Genomic DNA, 16881 nt, shown 5'->3' with positions numbered 1-16881 from the left:
AGCTGATAAAGCAGCATCTGATGCAGCGGAAAAAGCCACTGACGCTGTTAATAAGGCTGTCGATGCTGTGAAGGAAGAACCTGAAGCAGCTGATAAAGCAGCATCTAGTGTGGTGGAAAAAGCCACTGACGCTGTTAATAAGGCTGTCGATGCTATGAAGAAAGCACCTGAAGCAGCCGATAAAGCAGCATCTGATGTGGTGGAAAAAGCTACTAGTGTTGCGGAGCACCAAGGGATTATTTTAGAGAATCAACAGGCTTTATTTAAAGATTATGATTTAGATAAGCTTTTGCATAAGATACGAATGGTGCTTGAGCATAACAGTTTAAAAAATGTTAACAAGCAGTTTCACGAGCTTTTTGATACAGAAGCCTCTTCTGTTTATTCTTGTTCTTTTGAAAAGTCTGCTGTAGATGAAAAATCTCAGACTGTAAAAGAAGAGATGGAGCAGGACCATAGTACAGGTGATCAGACAAAGGTTGCTGCTGTAGAAGCTAAGGTGGAGAGCCATGACCATGAAAACAGTCAACCTTTTAACAAAGCGCATGAAGTAAGTGCTCCAATTGAAGCACATCAGAGTGACAATCTTTCTTCTTCTAAAGCTTTGTATAAGGAAGGGTATGATTTTATTCGTTCTGCTAACTATGTTGATGCTGAAAAAAGCTTTTGCGCTTTTCAAAATCGTTACAAAAAAGATTCTTTGAGTGATGACGCTTTATTTTGGTTGGCTGAATCTTTGTTGGGGCAAAAACGCTATCATGAAGCAGCACAAGTTTATCTTACCGCATGGTATGCAGATAAAAAGAAGCTCTATACCTCCGAGATTTTGCTGAAATTAGCAAGAAGTATGGTCGCTCTTGAGCCAAATAAAGACGATTGTGCTCATTTTGTGAAAAAATCAAAACGTCAACAAACATTAGCATCTGTTTTTTGTAAACCTGCAAAATAAACAGCGAGGTCGTTTTCGGTGTGCGTTAGACTGGCAAGAAATCTCTTTAAAACATCGGATTTTATTCAATGTCAGAAGTTGATTCTTGCCGTCTCAGGGGGAAGTGATTCTTTGGCTTTGATGTTTTTGGTCAAAGAGCATTTGGAAACTCTCGTATTTCCTCCAGAAATGATTGTTGTCACGGTTGATCATCAATTGCGTAAAGAATCGATGCGTGAGGCAGAAACTGTTGCGAAAATTTGTCGTGTCCATGATATTCAACATATCACTGTGCGATGGGAAGGCGAAAAGCCAAAGACGCATATTGCTTCTAGCGCGCGTGTTGCACGCTATAATCTCTTGGTTAAAGAAGCACAAAAACATGGCGCATCAGTTATTATGACGGGCCATACACTCAATGATCAGGTTGAAACCTATCAAATGCGGTATCAACGTCTCCAAAAGAATAGAGGTGCTTTATATAGTGAAGCTGTTATGCGTGATGGAGTTTCTGCGGGCGTTTTTGCCGGTTTTTTGCGCGGTGAAGCCGAGGGTATACATGATGAGGATCATACCAGAGAAACGAGAAAAAATATTGCCGAAAAAAACTATGATCCCCTCTATGAGCGTGGTTTATCCTGTATTCCGCGTGAGGCGTTGTTGCATAGAAAAGTGCGTTTGATTCGTCCACTCCTTGGTGTAAAACGCCAAACATTACGGAATTATTTACGTTTACAAGGACAAACATGGATTGATGATCCAACCAATGAAGATCGCAATTTTGAACGTGTGCGCGTGCGTCAATCTCTTTCTCCACAAAAATTGGCTTATATTACTCAAAAAATAAATGAAGCCGCATTGCAGCGTCGTCAACAAGCAAAAAATATTGCTGATTTGATCTTAGCGCTGGATATTACTGTCCAACATGGGCGTTGTTTCATAGCAAAGCCTGCGCTATTTTTACAGAAACATTCCAGTTTTCCTTTCGTGGTGGGGCTCTTTGCTGTGCTGATGGGAGGGGGATTTTATTTGCTCCCCAATCAGAAATTAAGCATGCTTGTTCAAAAACTCTGTCTCGATTCTCCAGAAAAGAAGCGTTTTACTTATGCGGGCTCTGTTATTGAATATAACAAGCAGGGAATTTCTTTGTGGCGTGAAGGGCGAAATATGAAAGAGGCTATCATTGAGCCAGATAAAACTTTTATATGGGATGGGCGCTATCATATCACAAATCATGGATATGAGGCTATAAAGGTTGGAGCCGCAAATTTAGAACAGCTGAAATTTTTATTAAAAAATAGCGATTTTGAGCTTGAAAAGCCTCATTTTCCCTCTTTACAATCGCTGCTGATGATCTCAAATCATAAAGGGTATGATATTCCAGAGTTGCTTTCTCAAGCAGTTGTTCATAAACATGTTATCGTCAAGCGGATTATGGCACCTTTCGATTGGCTTTCCTCACGAGAAGATGCTGCCTTGGTGAATGTTGTGGAACCTTTTTTTAATATTGAGGTGAAAAGATAAAGGAAAATCACTCTAAAAGAAAATAAACAGCTTCTCATCCCTTGGCAAGGGACTGACAAGGTTATATGTTAAGGGGAACTGTTTGAAATCTATATTTGATTAAGTGGGCTGAATATGAATTCCAATTACCGCTCTCTCCTTATTTGGGGAGTTATTGCATTGATTTTGATTGTGTCGTTTTCTCTCTTTAATGGAGATAGCCAACGTTCTGGTGGTGGAGAAGTCTCCTATTCTGAATTTTTGCAAAAAGTTGAGAATAATGAGTTGAAATCTGTGACCATTCAAGGTCAAAAATTAACAGGAAAAACCATTGAACATAGAGCTATTTCAACCTATGCTCCTCGCGATCCAGGTTTGATACAAAAATTGGAAAGCAAAAACGTTAATGTTAAAGCTATTCCTGAAAGCTCTGGAAATAGCATTTTCCTCAATCTCCTCTTTTCCTTGTTGCCTGTTATTATTATCGTGGGGGCGTGGGTCTTTTTTATGCGGCAAATGCAAAATGGGTCACGCGGTGCAATGGGATTTGGGAAATCGAAAGCAAGATTGCTTAATGAAGCGCAGGGGCGTATTACCTTTAAAGATGTTGCTGGCGTTGAAGAAGCAAAGCAAGATCTTCAAGAAATTGTTGAATTTTTACGCGAACCACAAAAATTTCAACGCTTAGGGGGGCGTATCCCACGCGGTGTTTTGCTTGTTGGTCCTCCAGGAACCGGTAAAACTTTGCTAGCACGCTCTGTGGCCGGTGAAGCCAATGTGCCATTCTTTACCATTTCAGGGTCTGATTTTGTTGAAATGTTCGTTGGTGTTGGGGCAAGCCGTGTGCGCGATATGTTCGAACAGGCTAAAAAAAATGCACCTTGTATTATCTTTATCGATGAAATTGATGCTGTTGGACGCCATAGGGGGGCTGGTCTTGGCGGTGGAAACGATGAACGTGAACAGACCTTAAACCAGTTGCTTGTCGAAATGGATGGGTTTGAGCCCAATGAAAGTATTATTCTTATTGCCGCAACAAACCGTCCCGATGTGCTTGATCCTGCTTTATTGAGACCAGGGCGTTTTGATCGGCAAGTTGTTGTGCCAAACCCTGATGTTTCTGGGCGTGAACAAATCTTGAAAGTGCATGTGCGCAACGTGCCTTTAGCGCCTAACGTTGATTTGAAAATTTTGGCAAGGGGTACACCAGGATTTTCCGGTGCGGACCTGATGAATCTGGTCAATGAAGCTGCTCTTATGGCTGCAAGCCGTAATAAAAGAGTTGTCACGATGCAAGAATTCGAAGATGCCAAAGATAAGGTGATGATGGGGGCTGAACGTCGTTCAACCGCTATGACACAAGAGGAAAAAGAACTCACTGCCTATCATGAAGCAGGACATGCTATTGTGGCTCTTAATGTGCCGGTTGCTGATCCTGTCCACAAAGCAACAATCGTTCCAAGGGGAAGAGCATTGGGAATGGTGATGCAATTGCCTGAAGGCGATCGCTATTCTATGAGTTATCGCTGGATGATTTCTCGTCTGGCCATTATGATGGGTGGACGTGTGGCTGAAGAATTAAAGTTTGGAAAGGAAAATATCACCTCCGGTGCTTCTTCTGATATTGAACAAGCAACGAAATTAGCACGCGCGATGATCACACGGTGGGGATTTTCTGATCTGCTTGGAAATGTAGCTTATGGCGATAACCAAGATGAAGTCTTTTTGGGTCATTCTGTTGCGCGAACACAAAATGTTTCTGAAGAAACAGCGCGCATGATTGATATGGAAGTGCGTAAGCTTATTGATGATGCCTATAAAAATGCGACAAACATTTTGAAAACAAAAAGAAAAGAATGGTTTGCTTTGGCACAAGGTTTGTTGGAATATGAGACTTTAACGGGAGCTGAAATTAACGAAGTTATTGCAGGAAAGCCTCCTTCACGCACACAGAAAGATGAGGGGGCTGCGCCACGGGGGTCTTCTGTTCCAAAAACTGGAACGGTCAGAGCAGAGATAACAGTGGTAGATGAAAAAAATGCTGAAGCAGCTCCTAAAACAGTGCCTCATAAAGAAGAGACCGATAAAGGCAAGGCAGGTAAAGCAGAGGCAGCTGTTGGGAAAAAAACAGCAAAATCCGGTAATGTTGAGCCTAAGGAGGCTCAGTCTAAAGAAGTGCAATCGGATGAGACTGAGAAAAAATCGCAAAGCACAAAAAGTACCACAAAATCAGTCAACCGCTCTAAAAGTAATGCTGAAAAGAAGTCCAATACTGCGGGACATGATAAAGAAAAATAAGAACTGTTTAATATCGCTTGAGTGACGATGTTTTAGGAAAACTTTTAAATTCTTTGAGAAAGGCGCAAGTTTTGTTTGCGCCTTTCTTGTAATATTTGCAAAAATATGGAAGCAAAAAATTAAGCAAAGCCGTTGTATGATGACGGCTTTAGCATGCTACAAGGCAAGGTGGACTGTTGCTTTTCTAATGTGGTAGGGGTTGTAAGGTTAGGCGATAGATTTCCTTGCTGATTTGGTAGGGTATGAGGTTTGATGCTGGGTTTCTTTACGGATTTAGCAAGTGTGTGAGATTATCCGTTGGTTGTGTTAAAGGGATGTATAGAGCATTTTGAGGAGATAATATTGCTTTTATGTGTAAGGGTGTAAACATAATTGCTTGAGAGTGGTTTAGATGTGTAGATGGTGAATAGGGGGCTTGATTGTCTAAATGCATGAAGGTTTAAGATCAATGATCTGATTTTATACGGGGAGAGGAGGACTATTGTACCAAGGGGGGCTTGTTAGGGTTTTAAGGAAAAGCCAAGGGAAGAATTATATATTAAAGGAAAGAGGCATGGTGCAAAAATATTTTGGTACAGATGGAATTCGGGGGAAAGCCAATTCATTTCCTATGACACCCGATTTTGCCATGAAGGTGGGGATGGCTGTAGGGGTTTTATTTCGCTCACAACATCAATCTCATCGTGTGGTGATTGGCAAGGATACAAGATTATCTGGCTATATGTTGGAAAACGCTTTGGTTTCAGGATTGACTGCTGCGGGGATGGAAGCTTTTTTATTGGGTCCAGTGCCAACACCTGCTGTTGCAATGCTTTGCCGCTCTTTGCGCGCGGATCTTGGGGTGATGATTTCTGCTTCTCATAATCCGTTCTATGATAATGGAATTAAACTGTTTGGTCCTGATGGTTTTAAGCTTTCAGATGATATGGAAGCGAAAATTGAACAATTGATCGATACAGATCTTTCAAAGTCTTTAGCAAGTTCTGCCGAAATTGGTTATGCAAAACGGGTTGAGGGAGATATTTATCGTTATATTGAATATGCCAAACGAACTTTGCCGCGTGATGTTCGCTTAGATACTGTGCGTATTGTTGTGGATTGTGCCAATGGGGCTGCTTATAAAGCGGCTCCCCGTGCTTTATGGGAATTGGGGGCTGAGGTTTTTGCTATTCATGATGAGCCCAATGGGACCAATATTAATCAAAAATGTGGATCAACCGATTTAAGCTCTTTAAAACGAAAAGTGCATGAAGTGCGTGCTGATGTGGGGATTGCTCTTGATGGAGATGGAGATCGTGTTCTCATTGTTGATGAAAAAGCACAAACGGTTGATGGAGATCAGTTGATTGCTGTAATTGCTGAAAATTGGCATAAAATGGGACGATTACGGTGCAATGGTGTTGTCACAACGATTATGTCAAATCTTGGACTAGAGCGTTTCTTGAATAGCAAAGGATTGCACCTTGTAAGGACAAAAGTTGGAGATCGTTATGTTGTCGATGCCATGCGCCAAAAGGGATATAATGTTGGTGGTGAGGCTTCTGGCCATATCGTGCTCAGTGATTTTGGTACAACGGGTGATGGTTTGGTGGCTGCATTGCAGATTTTAGCCTGTATGAAGGAAAGTCAAAGCCCTATGAGCCAATTGTGTAAACGGTTTGAACCTGTACCGCAAATTTTAAAAAATGTAACGATTAAAAATAAAAATGTCCTGAAAAAAAATCCCGTCAAAACGGCCATTGATCAAGCAGAGAAACGGTTGGGAAAAGAGGCACGGCTGGTGATCCGCGCTTCTGGAACGGAACCGGTTATCCGTCTTATGGCTGAAGGCGATGCACGAGAAGTATTGGACACTGTTGTGACAGAGTTGATGGATGTTATTATTCATCATGATGTACGCATGGGGACTGCACTTGAGGAATCTTGAATTTTTTGAGAAAATTATCAGATCATCTTTGAATAAAGGTCTGATTATAATGTGGGATTTTGGCAATTACAAAAGGTATGATTATTAACTCAGTGATGTAATAACGGTAATGGATACTCTATCTACGAACAAAATTAAATAAAAAAGGGAAAAGTCCAATTCTAATAACTACAATGCGTATAGATTTCTCTATATTTCGTAAGATATGAAAAATATGCCTTTTTTTGATTTTCCTTTTTCTTTTACTTATTCGTAAACCGGTTATTAGTTTAACAGAGTTTGTAGGGGGAGAGTTTATTAGTATTATTCATTCTTTTTACTGGATATCCAGCGGGTGCAGCGCCCCATGAACATCAAACAGCAATGGTCATTGTGGTTATATCATCTTGATGTTTCTAAGTGCCGCTGCCAATTGGAGATACGATACGCTCTCTATTACGTTTAGCTCCTCCTAATTATGAACTTATACTTTTCCAATAATTAGTAGAATAATGAGAAAGAGATGAGAATGATCAATTTTTTCACGACAGTTCTAATGTTTATAAAGTAAAAAAAGCCGTGTGATGTAAAAATAATGAACATTTTTTGTATCTTGGAGAGATACACTCTATATTCATGTATGATTTTAAGATTTAAACATAAAAGGATTGAAGCTTTCTATAATACTGGTACGACTGAAGGGATTAGAACCGCCCATACTCAAAAATTAAAGCGTATTCTAAGTGCTCTTGAAGTAGATGTATCGCCAAAAGATTTTGAGTTATTCGTCTTTTTGATTATATCTGCTAAAGGGTGATTTCAAGGGTTATTAGTCAATTACTGTAAATGGAAATTGTCGCGTAATATTTCGCTTTGGTAGCATAGATGTCGAAATGGTTGATTATCTGGATTATCATCAAAAAGGAGATCTAAACAATGATGAAGAATCCTTCACATCCCGGTGAATTATTGCATGAAGATGTGATCAAAGAGCTTGGTTTATCCTTTAATGAAGCAGCAGAGTGGCTTGGTATATCTCGTGTAGCACTTTCTAGAGTTTTAAATGAAAAAGCCGCTATGAGAGCTAATCTTGCTATTAAGCTTGAAATGTTTGGTGTAAGCACAGCACGTGCTTGGCTTGCTGTGCAAACAAATTATGATCTATCAAAAAAATTCCTTAACAACAGTCTTATTGCATAAAAGAGTTTCAAACGGCGGTTAAATTTTTGCAACAGAGACGTATACAAGAGCTAAATCATGCGTATGAGCGTACAAGGTCAAAAGATGTGACGCGGGGGTAAGACAAGGAATAAAATCTGGTTTCTATAGTCTGTTTGGCTATAATAAATGTAAGCAAATGAGGGTTTTATATGTTGAGTGAAGAGGAAATTAAGCTGCGTCGCATTTATGCTGAAAATGCATTGGCAAGCCAACGTTTAGAGGGATTAGAGCCAGATCCGCTGGTTGTTGCTCAAGTAGAGCGTTATATTATAGGTGAACTTGAAATAAGTGATATCATCACAGATTATATGGAGCGTGTAAGACGTGGAGAAGTATAAGGGGAGCGGCGATTCTTATACTGATCCTGAAACTGGTGTGATGTATAATCGGCTTGGTATTAAAGACAAAGCCACACTGCAGCGTGTAGAATCTACTATTACTTATGTAAAATCTTTCGAATTTGTACATACTCCTATTGGTGGTAAATTTGATCTGGATTACATGAAAGAGATCCATAGAAGGCTGTTTGGCGACATATATGAATGGGCGGGACAAATTCGTTTAGTGGATATTGCCAAAGGTAATAGTATATTTGCTAGTTATAATCAGATTGAAAGTTATGCACCGAAGATTATACAAAAGCTCGCAAAAGAACAGTATCTGCGTGGTCTTGGCGCTTATGACTTTAGCCAAAGGGCTGGATATTACATGGGCGAGTTGAATGCGTTGCATCCGTTTCGAGAGGGGAATGGGCGTACTCAGCGTGAATTTATGGTGCAGCTTGCTCGTGAAGCTGGTTATCATATCAACTGGAAGGGTATTGAGCGACAAGAAATGACACGTGCGTCAATTGAAGCACATTTTGGTAATTCAGAATATCTGTCTGCACTCATCTATAAGAACCTTATCAAGTTTACAGAAAATAAAAGGGATGATGTTTCTCAAGGTATTGGCAAAAATATTGCTTTTTGCGTTGATCTTAATAAAGAATGCTTGGAACAACAAAAAAAGAAGATTGAAACTCCTTGGGATAGAGAAAAGACAAGTTTTGCTAAACGTCAAAAAGAAGAACTTGAACAATCACAAAATGATTTGAATGTTGTTGCAAAAGCAACAGAACGAGAGCCATACCTTGCGGCTTATATAGATAATTCTAATTTAGAACAGAAAGCGCTTAGCGCTCTTAGGAATGAAAAATCTTATGTTAATATGTTTAAGGAGTTAAACAGTCGTTTAGCATCTATTTATAAAGATCCGCAAGAGGCTGCGCTTAGGATTGAGCAAACAATTTTAGCGGGTAAAGGCGATAAATTGCCTGATATTTTGGAAAGGGAACCTGATAGAGCAGGCGAACTGCGTGGGTCAGATCGTTTAATCGATAAACTCAAATCTACAGGAAAAGAACGAAAAGAAGCGCTTTATCATGTTCCTTTTGCACTTTCTTCTATTAAAAAGCTTCAATCCTTTTATAAGAATTCTTATGAGATACATATGGATAGTTTTACGCGGGAGCGTGAACAGTTAAAAGTAGAGGTTCCGTCACTTTCACAAGAAGCAGTGACTTTTATGAAAAATGTTGAAGCTGGTCGTGATAGTTATTCAAAGATACCAGAGCAGATCAATCAAGAGTTTTTAAAGCTACAAAGTGCTTTAGATAAACGTTTTGGACAGGATGCCATTCATAAACAAGACTTTGACTTGTCAAAAGCAATACCCCAAAATCAGCCGCAAGATAAAAAGCTTGTGAACGAGCTTCAAACAGCAGTTAAATTTTTGCAACAGAGACAACAGGAGCAAATCAATGCGATAGCGGAAACAAAGTCAAAAGATGTTTCGCGATAAAGAAATTTAGAACATTAGAAACTTGTTATTATAACTCATTCTATCCACACATAAGAAGGTAACTAAAGGAGTTTTACTATGAGTGTAGCCGTAGATTCAAAAGATGTTGTTCGAGCAAATATAGATAAGAAGTTGAAAAAAGAAGCTGGTGAAATATTAGCAAGTTTAGGACTTACGGTGTCTGATTTCATACGAATTTCTTTAGCTAAAGTTGTTGATGAAAGAGGATTACCATTTGATATGTCTATTTCTAATGCGGAAACGCTTAAAACTTTTGAAAAGAGTAAAAAAGGATAAGATGTATATTTCGCGAAAGATATGAATGATTTATTTAAGTGATTTCGACAGCTTTTAAAAAGCATCACGGCGTTTGAAGGGGTCGTAATAGATTTCTGTTACACGAAATTTTCCTTCGAGGCGTTTGCATTGGATGATGACATCTATCATCGAGATTAACAAGCCGCGGATATCATCGCGCGCTAAATTACCACCACCGTCACTTTCTTTGACTAAAAGGGTCATTTGTTCGAAGGCTGCAAGTGCTGTTGAGGCGTGGACGGTGGTAATGGAGCCGGGGTGACCAGAGTTGACATTACGGATATAGTAAAAGGCTGTACCATCACGCAGCTCTTGCAAAAGAATTCTGTCGGGGCGCATACGCAATCCAGATTCAAGCAGTTCTTTTGCTCCAGCTTTTGCTAAGCCTTGATTATCTTTTGAATAAAAGAGCTGCACTTTGTTTGTGTGTGGAACGACAAGCTCGGGCGTGTCTTCTATGGTGAGAATTCGTTCATAGTCAGGGATTTTTGCAATTAAAGCTTTGGAGAGGGTTGTTTTACCAGAACCGGTTTTGCCCGATATTAAGATATTTTGTTGTGTAATAATGGCTCTTTCTAAAAAGGTGCAAAAGTCTTTGGCGATAAAGAGATCTGTTAGCTCTTTGTCTGTATCAGAGAGTTCGGATAATCGTTCTGTCATTTGTTGCGTGGGTGTGAAACTGGTGTTTTGGGCGACAGAAAACAGATTGTTTTCATGTAAACTTTCAAGAGAAAAAGTGCGTGATGAAGGTTTACGAATGGTCATGCTAATGGTATTGGCTGCAACTGCTGGAGGCATAACAATTTGTATGCGTTCGTTGTTTGGCAGTGTTGCGGAGAGAACGGGGTTTTCTACACTGATTTTTTGTGTTGTGTAGGCAGCAACAACTTTCGCAATCCCTTCTAGTTCGCTGTAGGTTAGCTCTTTTAAGATGTGGGTTTGCCAACCATTTGGACCCTCAACAATCACTTCGCCTGGGCGATTGACAACAATCTCAAATAAATTTTCATTATTGAGGAAGTCATCTAAGATTTTTAATTTTGTTAAAACGATAGAGGCTCGTTCTATGTTTTTTGCTGTTGGCATAATGTGACTTTATTGGCTTAATGAAAAAAGGAATAGCTGGGAGTAGAACGGTTCCTTTTGCTCTTTACGACTAGTTTATAGACAGATGAAAAATCGAGATCTCTTGCTACAAAGATGTTGACGAGTTCGCCTTGAAATTTTTCTAAGGTAGGAGGGATATTGATTTGATTTTCAAGAGCAATACTGGCGGCCTCTTTTCCAGTGTTGTTTGCGCCTTCAAAACCGCCGCCTCCAGAGTTGTTTGAACCTTCTTTATTGGAATTGCCTACTATTTTATTTGTTAAAACTGTTGTGGCACCATCAATAACGGTCAACAAAAGGGAAGAGCCAAAGCGTTCCCACCAATGGGTGTTGATGTTGCCATCAAAACCAGCTCTTCCTAAACTGTCTGTTGCGGGTGAGGCAAGGTCGATGATGACACCGGTTGGAGTTTTTGCTCTTGTCCAGAGAACAAAGAGGCGGGATTGACCTTGTTTTATCCCTCCGCGGTATTCGCCAATCACTTGGGTTCCTTTATCAAGCAAAACAACGCGCCCATTGTCAGAGAGGATATCACGGTTGATGATGCAGCTTGCAAAGCCTGGTTGCTCACTGTTTAATGCCGTTTCTAAGATACAGGGGATAGAGGTTCCCATGGCGATGATAAAGTTCCTATTGCCGATGAGTTTTGCTTTTGTTTCTTCTGTTTTGGTAGGCTTTAATAGGGTCGCAAAATTTTGTGTGTCTTGAAGGGCAGGAGAATTTTGCGCATTCGCGAGATTTTCGAGGGCATGGAATTTTTCAAGGGGGGTGAGAGTGGTGTTGACGATGTCTTTTAATTGAGATTTAGAGCCTTTGGCAAAAGCTAAGACAGGGGCGCGTCTTGCGGCATCAAGTAGTGGGTCATCTTTTTTCGGTTCTTGTGCGAGTGGTTGTGGGGGTGGTAAGGTTATTGGCGCTATGTTTGCACGCGGGTCAGAGGGCGCGAGCTCTAAAGGGGCGAGGGAATTGTGAAAGCTTTGTTCTTGTTTTTTATGAGCTTTTGCGGTGTCTTTTTGTTCTGTGGGGGGGGGATAAGATGTTCCAGAGCACATAGCCGCAGATTCCTATACAGGCGATTGCGACAACTATTTTTTTGCCGGCGGTTTTGGCGCTATTGTTTTTGCCATCCCCAATAGATCCGCGATCTTCGATGATTGATTTATCACTCATGTGTTGTCCCCTTTAATTCCCGCTTATTTAAAGATCTGATACAATTTTACGTTCAACAGCTGGTGAGGTGGTTCCGGTTCCTGGATTAACGCCTTTGGGTTGATAGGCTTCATTAAAGACGCATAGGACGTTTTTTCCCTGTCTTAGGGTGAAGCGTGCGCTAATGGCATGGACAATCACCATGTTGCTTCTTGTGGTTTTGGGAACCAGCGCTTCTGTACCGTCATTGCTGACAATATAAATGGCAGGGATTTCTTGGTTGTCGGGAAATGTAAATGTTGTTGTTTTGCCATTGTCATAAACAGATGAGGGTTCAAGAGTGATAGAGCCTTGAGCGGTGTAAGCCCAATTGCGTGGTCCATAGGTTTCAGAAGCGTTGAAGATACCATCAATCTGTTGGGATTGTTTTTTTTCTTGTCGCATAAGGGCTGCAAGTCTTCTTTGTTCTGCTTCCTCTTGTGGGTAGCGGAATTTCACAAGGAAATATGTTTCTTGTCCAGAGGAAATTTCTCCATCTTTAATGATGAGTTCAAATTGATAAGAGCGCTTTGAGCCATCAAGCTTTGTGGTGACGACTTGGAGATTGGTAATGGGTTGGATTTCTCTTGCCTTTAGAAAAAGAATATTACCCGCTGGTGCAACTTCCCATGCAACGCTGTTGCCAATCGCTACATGAGCAATTTCTTCATTGGCAGAAAATTCTATTTGTACGGATGAGCGTATGGAGCCAATAATTTTTGTGACATTATAAGCATCATAATTAATAAAGCGAATGCGGCTATCGCTTGGCGCGCGGGTGGGAAAAACACTGGCATGGCTTATATTCATCAAAGAAAAGGCAACAGCCATGTTGAGAATGAGAAAAAGAAAATTTTTTTTCATGATCAGTTGACCACTTCCGGATCGGTTCTATATTCATTAACAATAAACCCTAGAGGATTTATTAAACGGTTTTGGACAGAGATAGGGGCATTGATATATTCAAAGGTAAGTGTTGAGACCCAGTGTGTGATAAATTCTTTGTTGTTGTCGTTGTTACGCACAGTTCTGTAGTAACGCACTTGGGCGACATTTTCATTGATAAAAGAAATTGATTTTATTGTTATTGTAACGGTGGCGTGTTTATAAAGAATTTGAGGACTTTGGGGATTTTTTGCGCCGTACCATCCAGCAAATCTTTCTCGTTCTTCAGGTGAAGAGAGGAGAGAGATGGTTTCGAAGTTATTTTGTGTTTCTTCTACGACGAAACCTTCACGGAAGCGGACATATTTTGCGGCGAAGTAGCGTGTGATGGCTTCGTCGACGTTTGTGGGACCTTCTTTTAAGGCTTCCACAACTTCAACAATGCCGGTTGAATGTCGACGCGAATGACAAAGGGTTCCACGGTTTTAAGGGGTGTGAGGGTGATGACCGCGAGAGAAGACATTATTGCAACTGCAACGGCGATGCCGGCAATGGTAAGGGAGACGCGGGTGGTGCGGCGTGAAGCGAGCATGCGGTCTTGATCAAACGAGCGCGCTTCGGCAATATATTGTTCTACGTCTTTTTCTTTCATGCCTTTTTTCCGCAATCTTTGTAGGATTTTATTTCTTCATCCGTTAATTTTTGTGTGAGAAGCATTTCCAGCTTCCCTTCTTTCACGGGTGAAGGGGTGTTGTTACTGATGATAATGGGTGTGGGCGTGGGTTTTTTCTCTTCCCAATTCCACATCGATTTGTTGAGCGGTCGCTTAGAATATCCATCACATTTTGGCAGTGACTTCAGCGTGTTTGGTGAAGACATACAGCCACTGAGAAAGAGAAACGGTAAGATTACCCCAATTTTTTTAACATTCTTCCATTTCCTTTCATTTTATTAGGCCTAATACTGCCATTGCTTTCTGTTCCATCTTATCCATACGCTTCTTCATAGCTTTGAAAGGAGCTTTTACTGCGTCGACACCTGCTTTCGTTGATCCTGTAAGAGCAGCTCCACCAGAAGCTAAAGCTGATGCGATATCAGGGAGTCTGAGGAAAAGGTAAATACCACCAAGACCAACAACCAAGAACTGAATTAAAGTAGTGAAGATATTTGTAATATCTCCTGAAAAAACTTTCATTGAAATGTTAACATATAAACCACCAAGCAGCACGACTAACACATATAAAATGATGAAGTTTGCAACTTGCCCTAACCATGCCTCTGTGAATTTTCTGGTTGAGGAAAACATATAGAGGCTTATGAAGAGTGGTCCTATTGATAGGACAAGAAACAAACCCAATTTAGCAAATAATGAAACAACAAAACCGACTAGACAAAAAAAGGCAGCAGCAACTAGGCAGATAAAACCAGCAATCCATGTCGCAATAAACATCCCCATTTGAGTCAGACCTGTGTACTGGTTTGCTGCGTCCAAAACTTGTGCTCCAGCTTGGTTCATCATATTGTCCCATACATTTCGATCCACATGTGCACCTTGTGTGACATTTGCAATGGCATTTGGCAGATCATGGAAAAATATACCACTGACCCACTCATTATAAAGAGCAGCCTTTGTGGCAAGTGAAACAACGATGCCGAGTTTGAAAGTTGTCGCTATAAATTCCCATAAGGGCATGGAAGAGCGCCCATAGATGATATTGTAGCCCATAAATATAATGTAAATGGTACAAGACAGCTTAAGCGGAGCACCTAAGCTTGATGAAAGATGGGCAATGGCGTCATTCATTGTCTTTGTAAGGGGATCCATCAACATATTGTCTATCTTAGTGAATATGCCTTTGCTTTCTACTGCCATTGAGATGCTCCGCTCTTCATTATGTCTTAATGGTTATTTTGTTGTTCTTCTGCCGCGCGCTCTTTTGCTCTTCGTTCTTCTTCAGCGCGTGTTTCCGCTCTTTGTTTTTCGAGTATTTTTTGAGTCTCAGCCTCCCTTTTTTCAAGTCTGGCTTTTTGTTTCGCCATAAATTCTTCATATCTTTTGCGATTTTCTTCTGCAATTTTACGACTTCTTTCTGCTGCTTTTGCTTCATACTCTTTCTGAAGTTCTAAAAATGCTAACCGCATGTTTTCACAATTTTTTGAAGTTCCTGCAAATCCACATTTCGCATCCCACTCTAGGCGTAATTTTTCATCTTTTTTAAATTCTGCGACGCTATAGGTTTTTTCACATCCAGCAGCGATAATTCCAGTGCCAAGTAGCAATGTTGTTATGAGAACTTTATTCATCAATATTTCCCCTTTTTCCTTTCAGTTTTACAAGGTTTGAGCACAATCTTTAAATTATGCTTGTGTTATCGGTTTTTATAACCAGTGATGATAAATCTAGAGCACAGACATAATGTTGCCATAAATATATTATAAAGTACATAAAGCTCTTTAAGTTGAGCCACTAAAGCGCAATAGTGGTGTGTAATGGTGCTATCCATTATTTTTGTAAGGGAATCTATTACAGTATCATCTATCCAAGTAAATACACTTCTGGTTTCTATTGCCATTTAGATGCTCCGCTCTTCATCGTGTTTTTTATAGTTTAATGGTTATTTTGTTGTTGTTCAGCTTCTCTTTTAGCGCGTTCTTCTGCTTCTCTTTCGGCTTGTTCTTTTGCTTTTTCTTCAGCTTTCCATTTTTCTAGTTCAGCTTCTTTTTTTGCTATTTCGGCTTGCCTTCTTTCATGTTCAGCTCGCATTTCGGCTTCAAATTCTTCCTGCGCTTTACGCATGTTTTCGTTGTGTTCCCTAATTCTCTCTTCAGCTTTTGCTTCATATTCCTTTTGAAGTTCAAGTTGTGCTAATCTTAGGTTTTCACAATTTTTTGAAGTTCCTGCAAATCCACATTTCGCATTCCACTCTCCCATCAATTTTTTATCTTTTTTAAATTCTGCAACGCTATAGGTTTTTTCACATCCAGCAGCGATAATTCCAGTGCAAAGCAGCAATGTTGTTATGATGATCTTGTTCATGTTCAAGCCCCTCTTTTTTTTCGTTTATTGACCACGCAGTTTTTGGGCTAAAGCTTTGGTTCGTGCTTTAAATTCTTCCATTTCACGTCTTTCTGCAGCTTTTTCTTCTGCTTGTTGAATCATCATGGCAGCTTGCATTTGGAGTATTTTTGTTTGGAGGTCTGCTTGTACCGCTGATAATTGTGCTTGAATGCCTTGAATTTTACCTGCATCTTCAGTACTTCCAAGTTCGTCAAGGAGCTTGGTAATTTTTTTTTGTGTTTCACTGGCTTCTTCGTAGACGTCTTGTCCTTTTGCCGCTTCTCCTACTACGCGCTGTTCAGCTTTTTTCACTTCCTGTGTGTAAAAAGCATCTACTGCCTCTTTTGAGTCTGCGCCCCCCGCGGGCTCTTTGTATTTAAGTTCTTCTTGCCATTTTTTCGTGTTTTTGCTGCCGCCACCACCGCTGCCCATCGATTGTTGAAAGTGGTTAAAGTCAGAAGGGAGGGCGCCACTGCTCCCTTGCTTGTTAAACATCTCTTTCAATCCCGAAATGTCAGGCTTGACATTTAGGGAGTTATATAATTGTTTCGCTTGATCGAGTTGGCTCTTTAATTGGTCAAGCTGTTGTTTGCCTTGCTGAATTTGTTCTTGCAATTTGTTAAGTTG

At 40.4% G+C, this 16881-nt stretch carries 14 protein-coding genes and 3 pseudogenes; 8 read left to right on the top strand and 9 right to left on the bottom strand.

Annotation, left to right across the window (positions count from 1 at the left end):
• From ACFINU_RS02550 to ACFINU_RS02515, 8 genes and pseudogenes are all read left to right on the top strand, one after another.
• Nucleotides 1–949: pseudogene (locus tag ACFINU_RS02550) on the top strand (tol-pal system protein); the annotation flags it as partial.
• Nucleotides 950–967: 18 nt separating this feature from the next.
• On the top strand, nucleotides 968–2452 hold the full coding sequence (gene tilS, locus ACFINU_RS02545) for a tRNA lysidine(34) synthetase TilS (RefSeq protein ID WP_375617879.1): 1485 nt from the start codon (nucleotides 968–970) through the stop codon (nucleotides 2450–2452).
• A 114-nt stretch (nucleotides 2453–2566) separates the two neighbouring features.
• Entirely contained in the window at nucleotides 2567–4729 is a 2163-nt protein-coding gene (ftsH, locus tag ACFINU_RS02540; protein ID WP_375617880.1) for an ATP-dependent zinc metalloprotease FtsH, read from the top strand.
• Between the two features lie 553 nt (nucleotides 4730–5282).
• Complete coding sequence (glmM, locus tag ACFINU_RS02535; RefSeq protein WP_375617881.1) at nucleotides 5283–6656, top strand: phosphoglucosamine mutase; 1374 nt, start codon at nucleotides 5283–5285, stop codon at nucleotides 6654–6656.
• A 915-nt stretch (nucleotides 6657–7571) separates the two neighbouring features.
• Nucleotides 7572–7835 (top strand): HigA family addiction module antitoxin, encoded by a 264-nt coding sequence (locus ACFINU_RS02530; RefSeq protein ID WP_375617882.1) that lies wholly within the window; start codon nucleotides 7572–7574, stop codon nucleotides 7833–7835.
• A 170-nt stretch (nucleotides 7836–8005) separates the two neighbouring features.
• The gene (locus ACFINU_RS02525; protein ID WP_375617883.1) at nucleotides 8006–8194 is read left to right on the top strand and encodes an antitoxin VbhA family protein; all 189 of its coding nucleotides are present in this window, start codon (nucleotides 8006–8008) and stop codon (nucleotides 8192–8194) included.
• Nucleotides 8181–9698, top strand: coding sequence for a type II toxin-antitoxin system protein adenylyltransferase VbhT (gene vbhT, locus ACFINU_RS02520; protein ID WP_375617884.1), 1518 nt, complete (start codon nucleotides 8181–8183; stop codon nucleotides 9696–9698). The genes ACFINU_RS02525 and vbhT overlap by 14 nt, the downstream gene beginning before the upstream one ends.
• Before the next feature lie 78 nt (nucleotides 9699–9776).
• Nucleotides 9777–9995, top strand: a complete 219-nt coding sequence (locus tag ACFINU_RS02515) for a type II toxin-antitoxin system RelB/DinJ family antitoxin (RefSeq protein ID WP_375617885.1) — start codon at nucleotides 9777–9779, stop codon at nucleotides 9993–9995.
• Nucleotides 9996–10049: 54 nt separating this feature from the next.
• Here ACFINU_RS02515 and virB11 read toward each other — a convergent pair whose 3' ends face one another.
• From virB11 to ACFINU_RS02470, 9 genes and pseudogenes are all read right to left on the bottom strand, one after another.
• Nucleotides 10050–11102, bottom strand: coding sequence for a P-type DNA transfer ATPase VirB11 (gene virB11 / locus ACFINU_RS02510; protein ID WP_375617886.1), 1053 nt, complete (start codon nucleotides 11100–11102; stop codon nucleotides 10050–10052).
• Nucleotides 11103–11119: 17 nt separating this feature from the next.
• Nucleotides 11120–12293: pseudogene (virB10, locus tag ACFINU_RS02505) on the bottom strand (type IV secretion system protein VirB10).
• 27 nt (nucleotides 12294–12320) lie between these two features.
• Entirely contained in the window at nucleotides 12321–13175 is an 855-nt protein-coding gene (gene virB9, locus ACFINU_RS02500; RefSeq protein ID WP_375617888.1) for a P-type conjugative transfer protein VirB9, read from the bottom strand.
• A gap of 2 nt (nucleotides 13176–13177) precedes the next feature.
• Nucleotides 13178–13848 (bottom strand): annotated as a pseudogene (locus ACFINU_RS02495) (virB8 family protein).
• Nucleotides 13845–14075, bottom strand: coding sequence for a type IV secretion protein VblB7 (locus ACFINU_RS02490; protein WP_375617889.1), 231 nt, complete (start codon nucleotides 14073–14075; stop codon nucleotides 13845–13847). The pseudogene ACFINU_RS02495 and the gene ACFINU_RS02490 overlap by 4 nt, the downstream one beginning before the upstream one ends.
• A gap of 64 nt (nucleotides 14076–14139) precedes the next feature.
• Complete coding sequence (locus ACFINU_RS02485) at nucleotides 14140–15069, bottom strand: type IV secretion system protein (protein WP_375617890.1); 930 nt, start codon at nucleotides 15067–15069, stop codon at nucleotides 14140–14142.
• 26 nt (nucleotides 15070–15095) lie between these two features.
• Nucleotides 15096–15500 (bottom strand): EexN family lipoprotein, encoded by a 405-nt coding sequence (locus tag ACFINU_RS02480; RefSeq protein ID WP_375667353.1) that lies wholly within the window; start codon nucleotides 15498–15500, stop codon nucleotides 15096–15098.
• A 304-nt stretch (nucleotides 15501–15804) separates the two neighbouring features.
• Nucleotides 15805–16233, bottom strand: a complete 429-nt coding sequence (locus tag ACFINU_RS02475) for an EexN family lipoprotein (RefSeq protein WP_375617892.1) — start codon at nucleotides 16231–16233, stop codon at nucleotides 15805–15807.
• A 24-nt stretch (nucleotides 16234–16257) separates the two neighbouring features.
• Nucleotides 16258–16881, bottom strand: a 624-nt coding sequence (locus tag ACFINU_RS02470) for a type IV secretion system protein (RefSeq protein WP_375617893.1), incomplete at its 5' end; no start/stop codon positions are given.

This window comes from Bartonella sp. AC130YNZD (assembly GCF_042196865.1).
In the GTDB taxonomy this organism is placed as follows: domain Bacteria; phylum Pseudomonadota; class Alphaproteobacteria; order Rhizobiales; family Rhizobiaceae; genus Bartonella.
Note: the sequence above shows the minus strand (reverse complement) of the source record. Positions and strands in the feature narration are given on the sequence as shown.

Bases quoted from the DNA above. Each gene is read 5' to 3' on its own strand.
- ACFINU_RS02525 (WP_375617883.1), top strand. From the start codon at position 8,006: ATGTTGAGTGAAGAGGAAATTAAGCTGCGTCGCATTTATGCTGAAAAT.
- ACFINU_RS02515 (WP_375617885.1), top strand. From the start codon at position 9,777: ATGAGTGTAGCCGTAGATTCAAAAGATGTTGTTCGAGCAAATATAGAT.
- glmM (WP_375617881.1), top strand. From the start codon at position 5,283: ATGGTGCAAAAATATTTTGGTACAGATGGAATTCGGGGGAAAGCCAAT.
- ACFINU_RS02475 (WP_375617892.1), bottom strand. From the start codon at position 16,233: ATGAACAAGATCATCATAACAACATTGCTGCTTTGCACTGGAATTATC.
- ACFINU_RS02490 (WP_375617889.1), bottom strand. From the start codon at position 14,075: ATGTCTTCACCAAACACGCTGAAGTCACTGCCAAAATGTGATGGATAT.
- ftsH (WP_375617880.1), top strand. From the start codon at position 2,567: ATGAATTCCAATTACCGCTCTCTCCTTATTTGGGGAGTTATTGCATTG.
- virB9 (WP_375617888.1), bottom strand. From the start codon at position 13,175: ATGAAAAAAAATTTTCTTTTTCTCATTCTCAACATGGCTGTTGCCTTT.
- ACFINU_RS02530 (WP_375617882.1), top strand. From the start codon at position 7,572: ATGATGAAGAATCCTTCACATCCCGGTGAATTATTGCATGAAGATGTG.
- ACFINU_RS02485 (WP_375617890.1), bottom strand. From the start codon at position 15,069: ATGGCAGTAGAAAGCAAAGGCATATTCACTAAGATAGACAATATGTTG.
- ACFINU_RS02480 (WP_375667353.1), bottom strand. From the start codon at position 15,500: ATGAATAAAGTTCTCATAACAACATTGCTACTTGGCACTGGAATTATC.
- virB11 (WP_375617886.1), bottom strand. From the start codon at position 11,102: ATGCCAACAGCAAAAAACATAGAACGAGCCTCTATCGTTTTAACAAAA.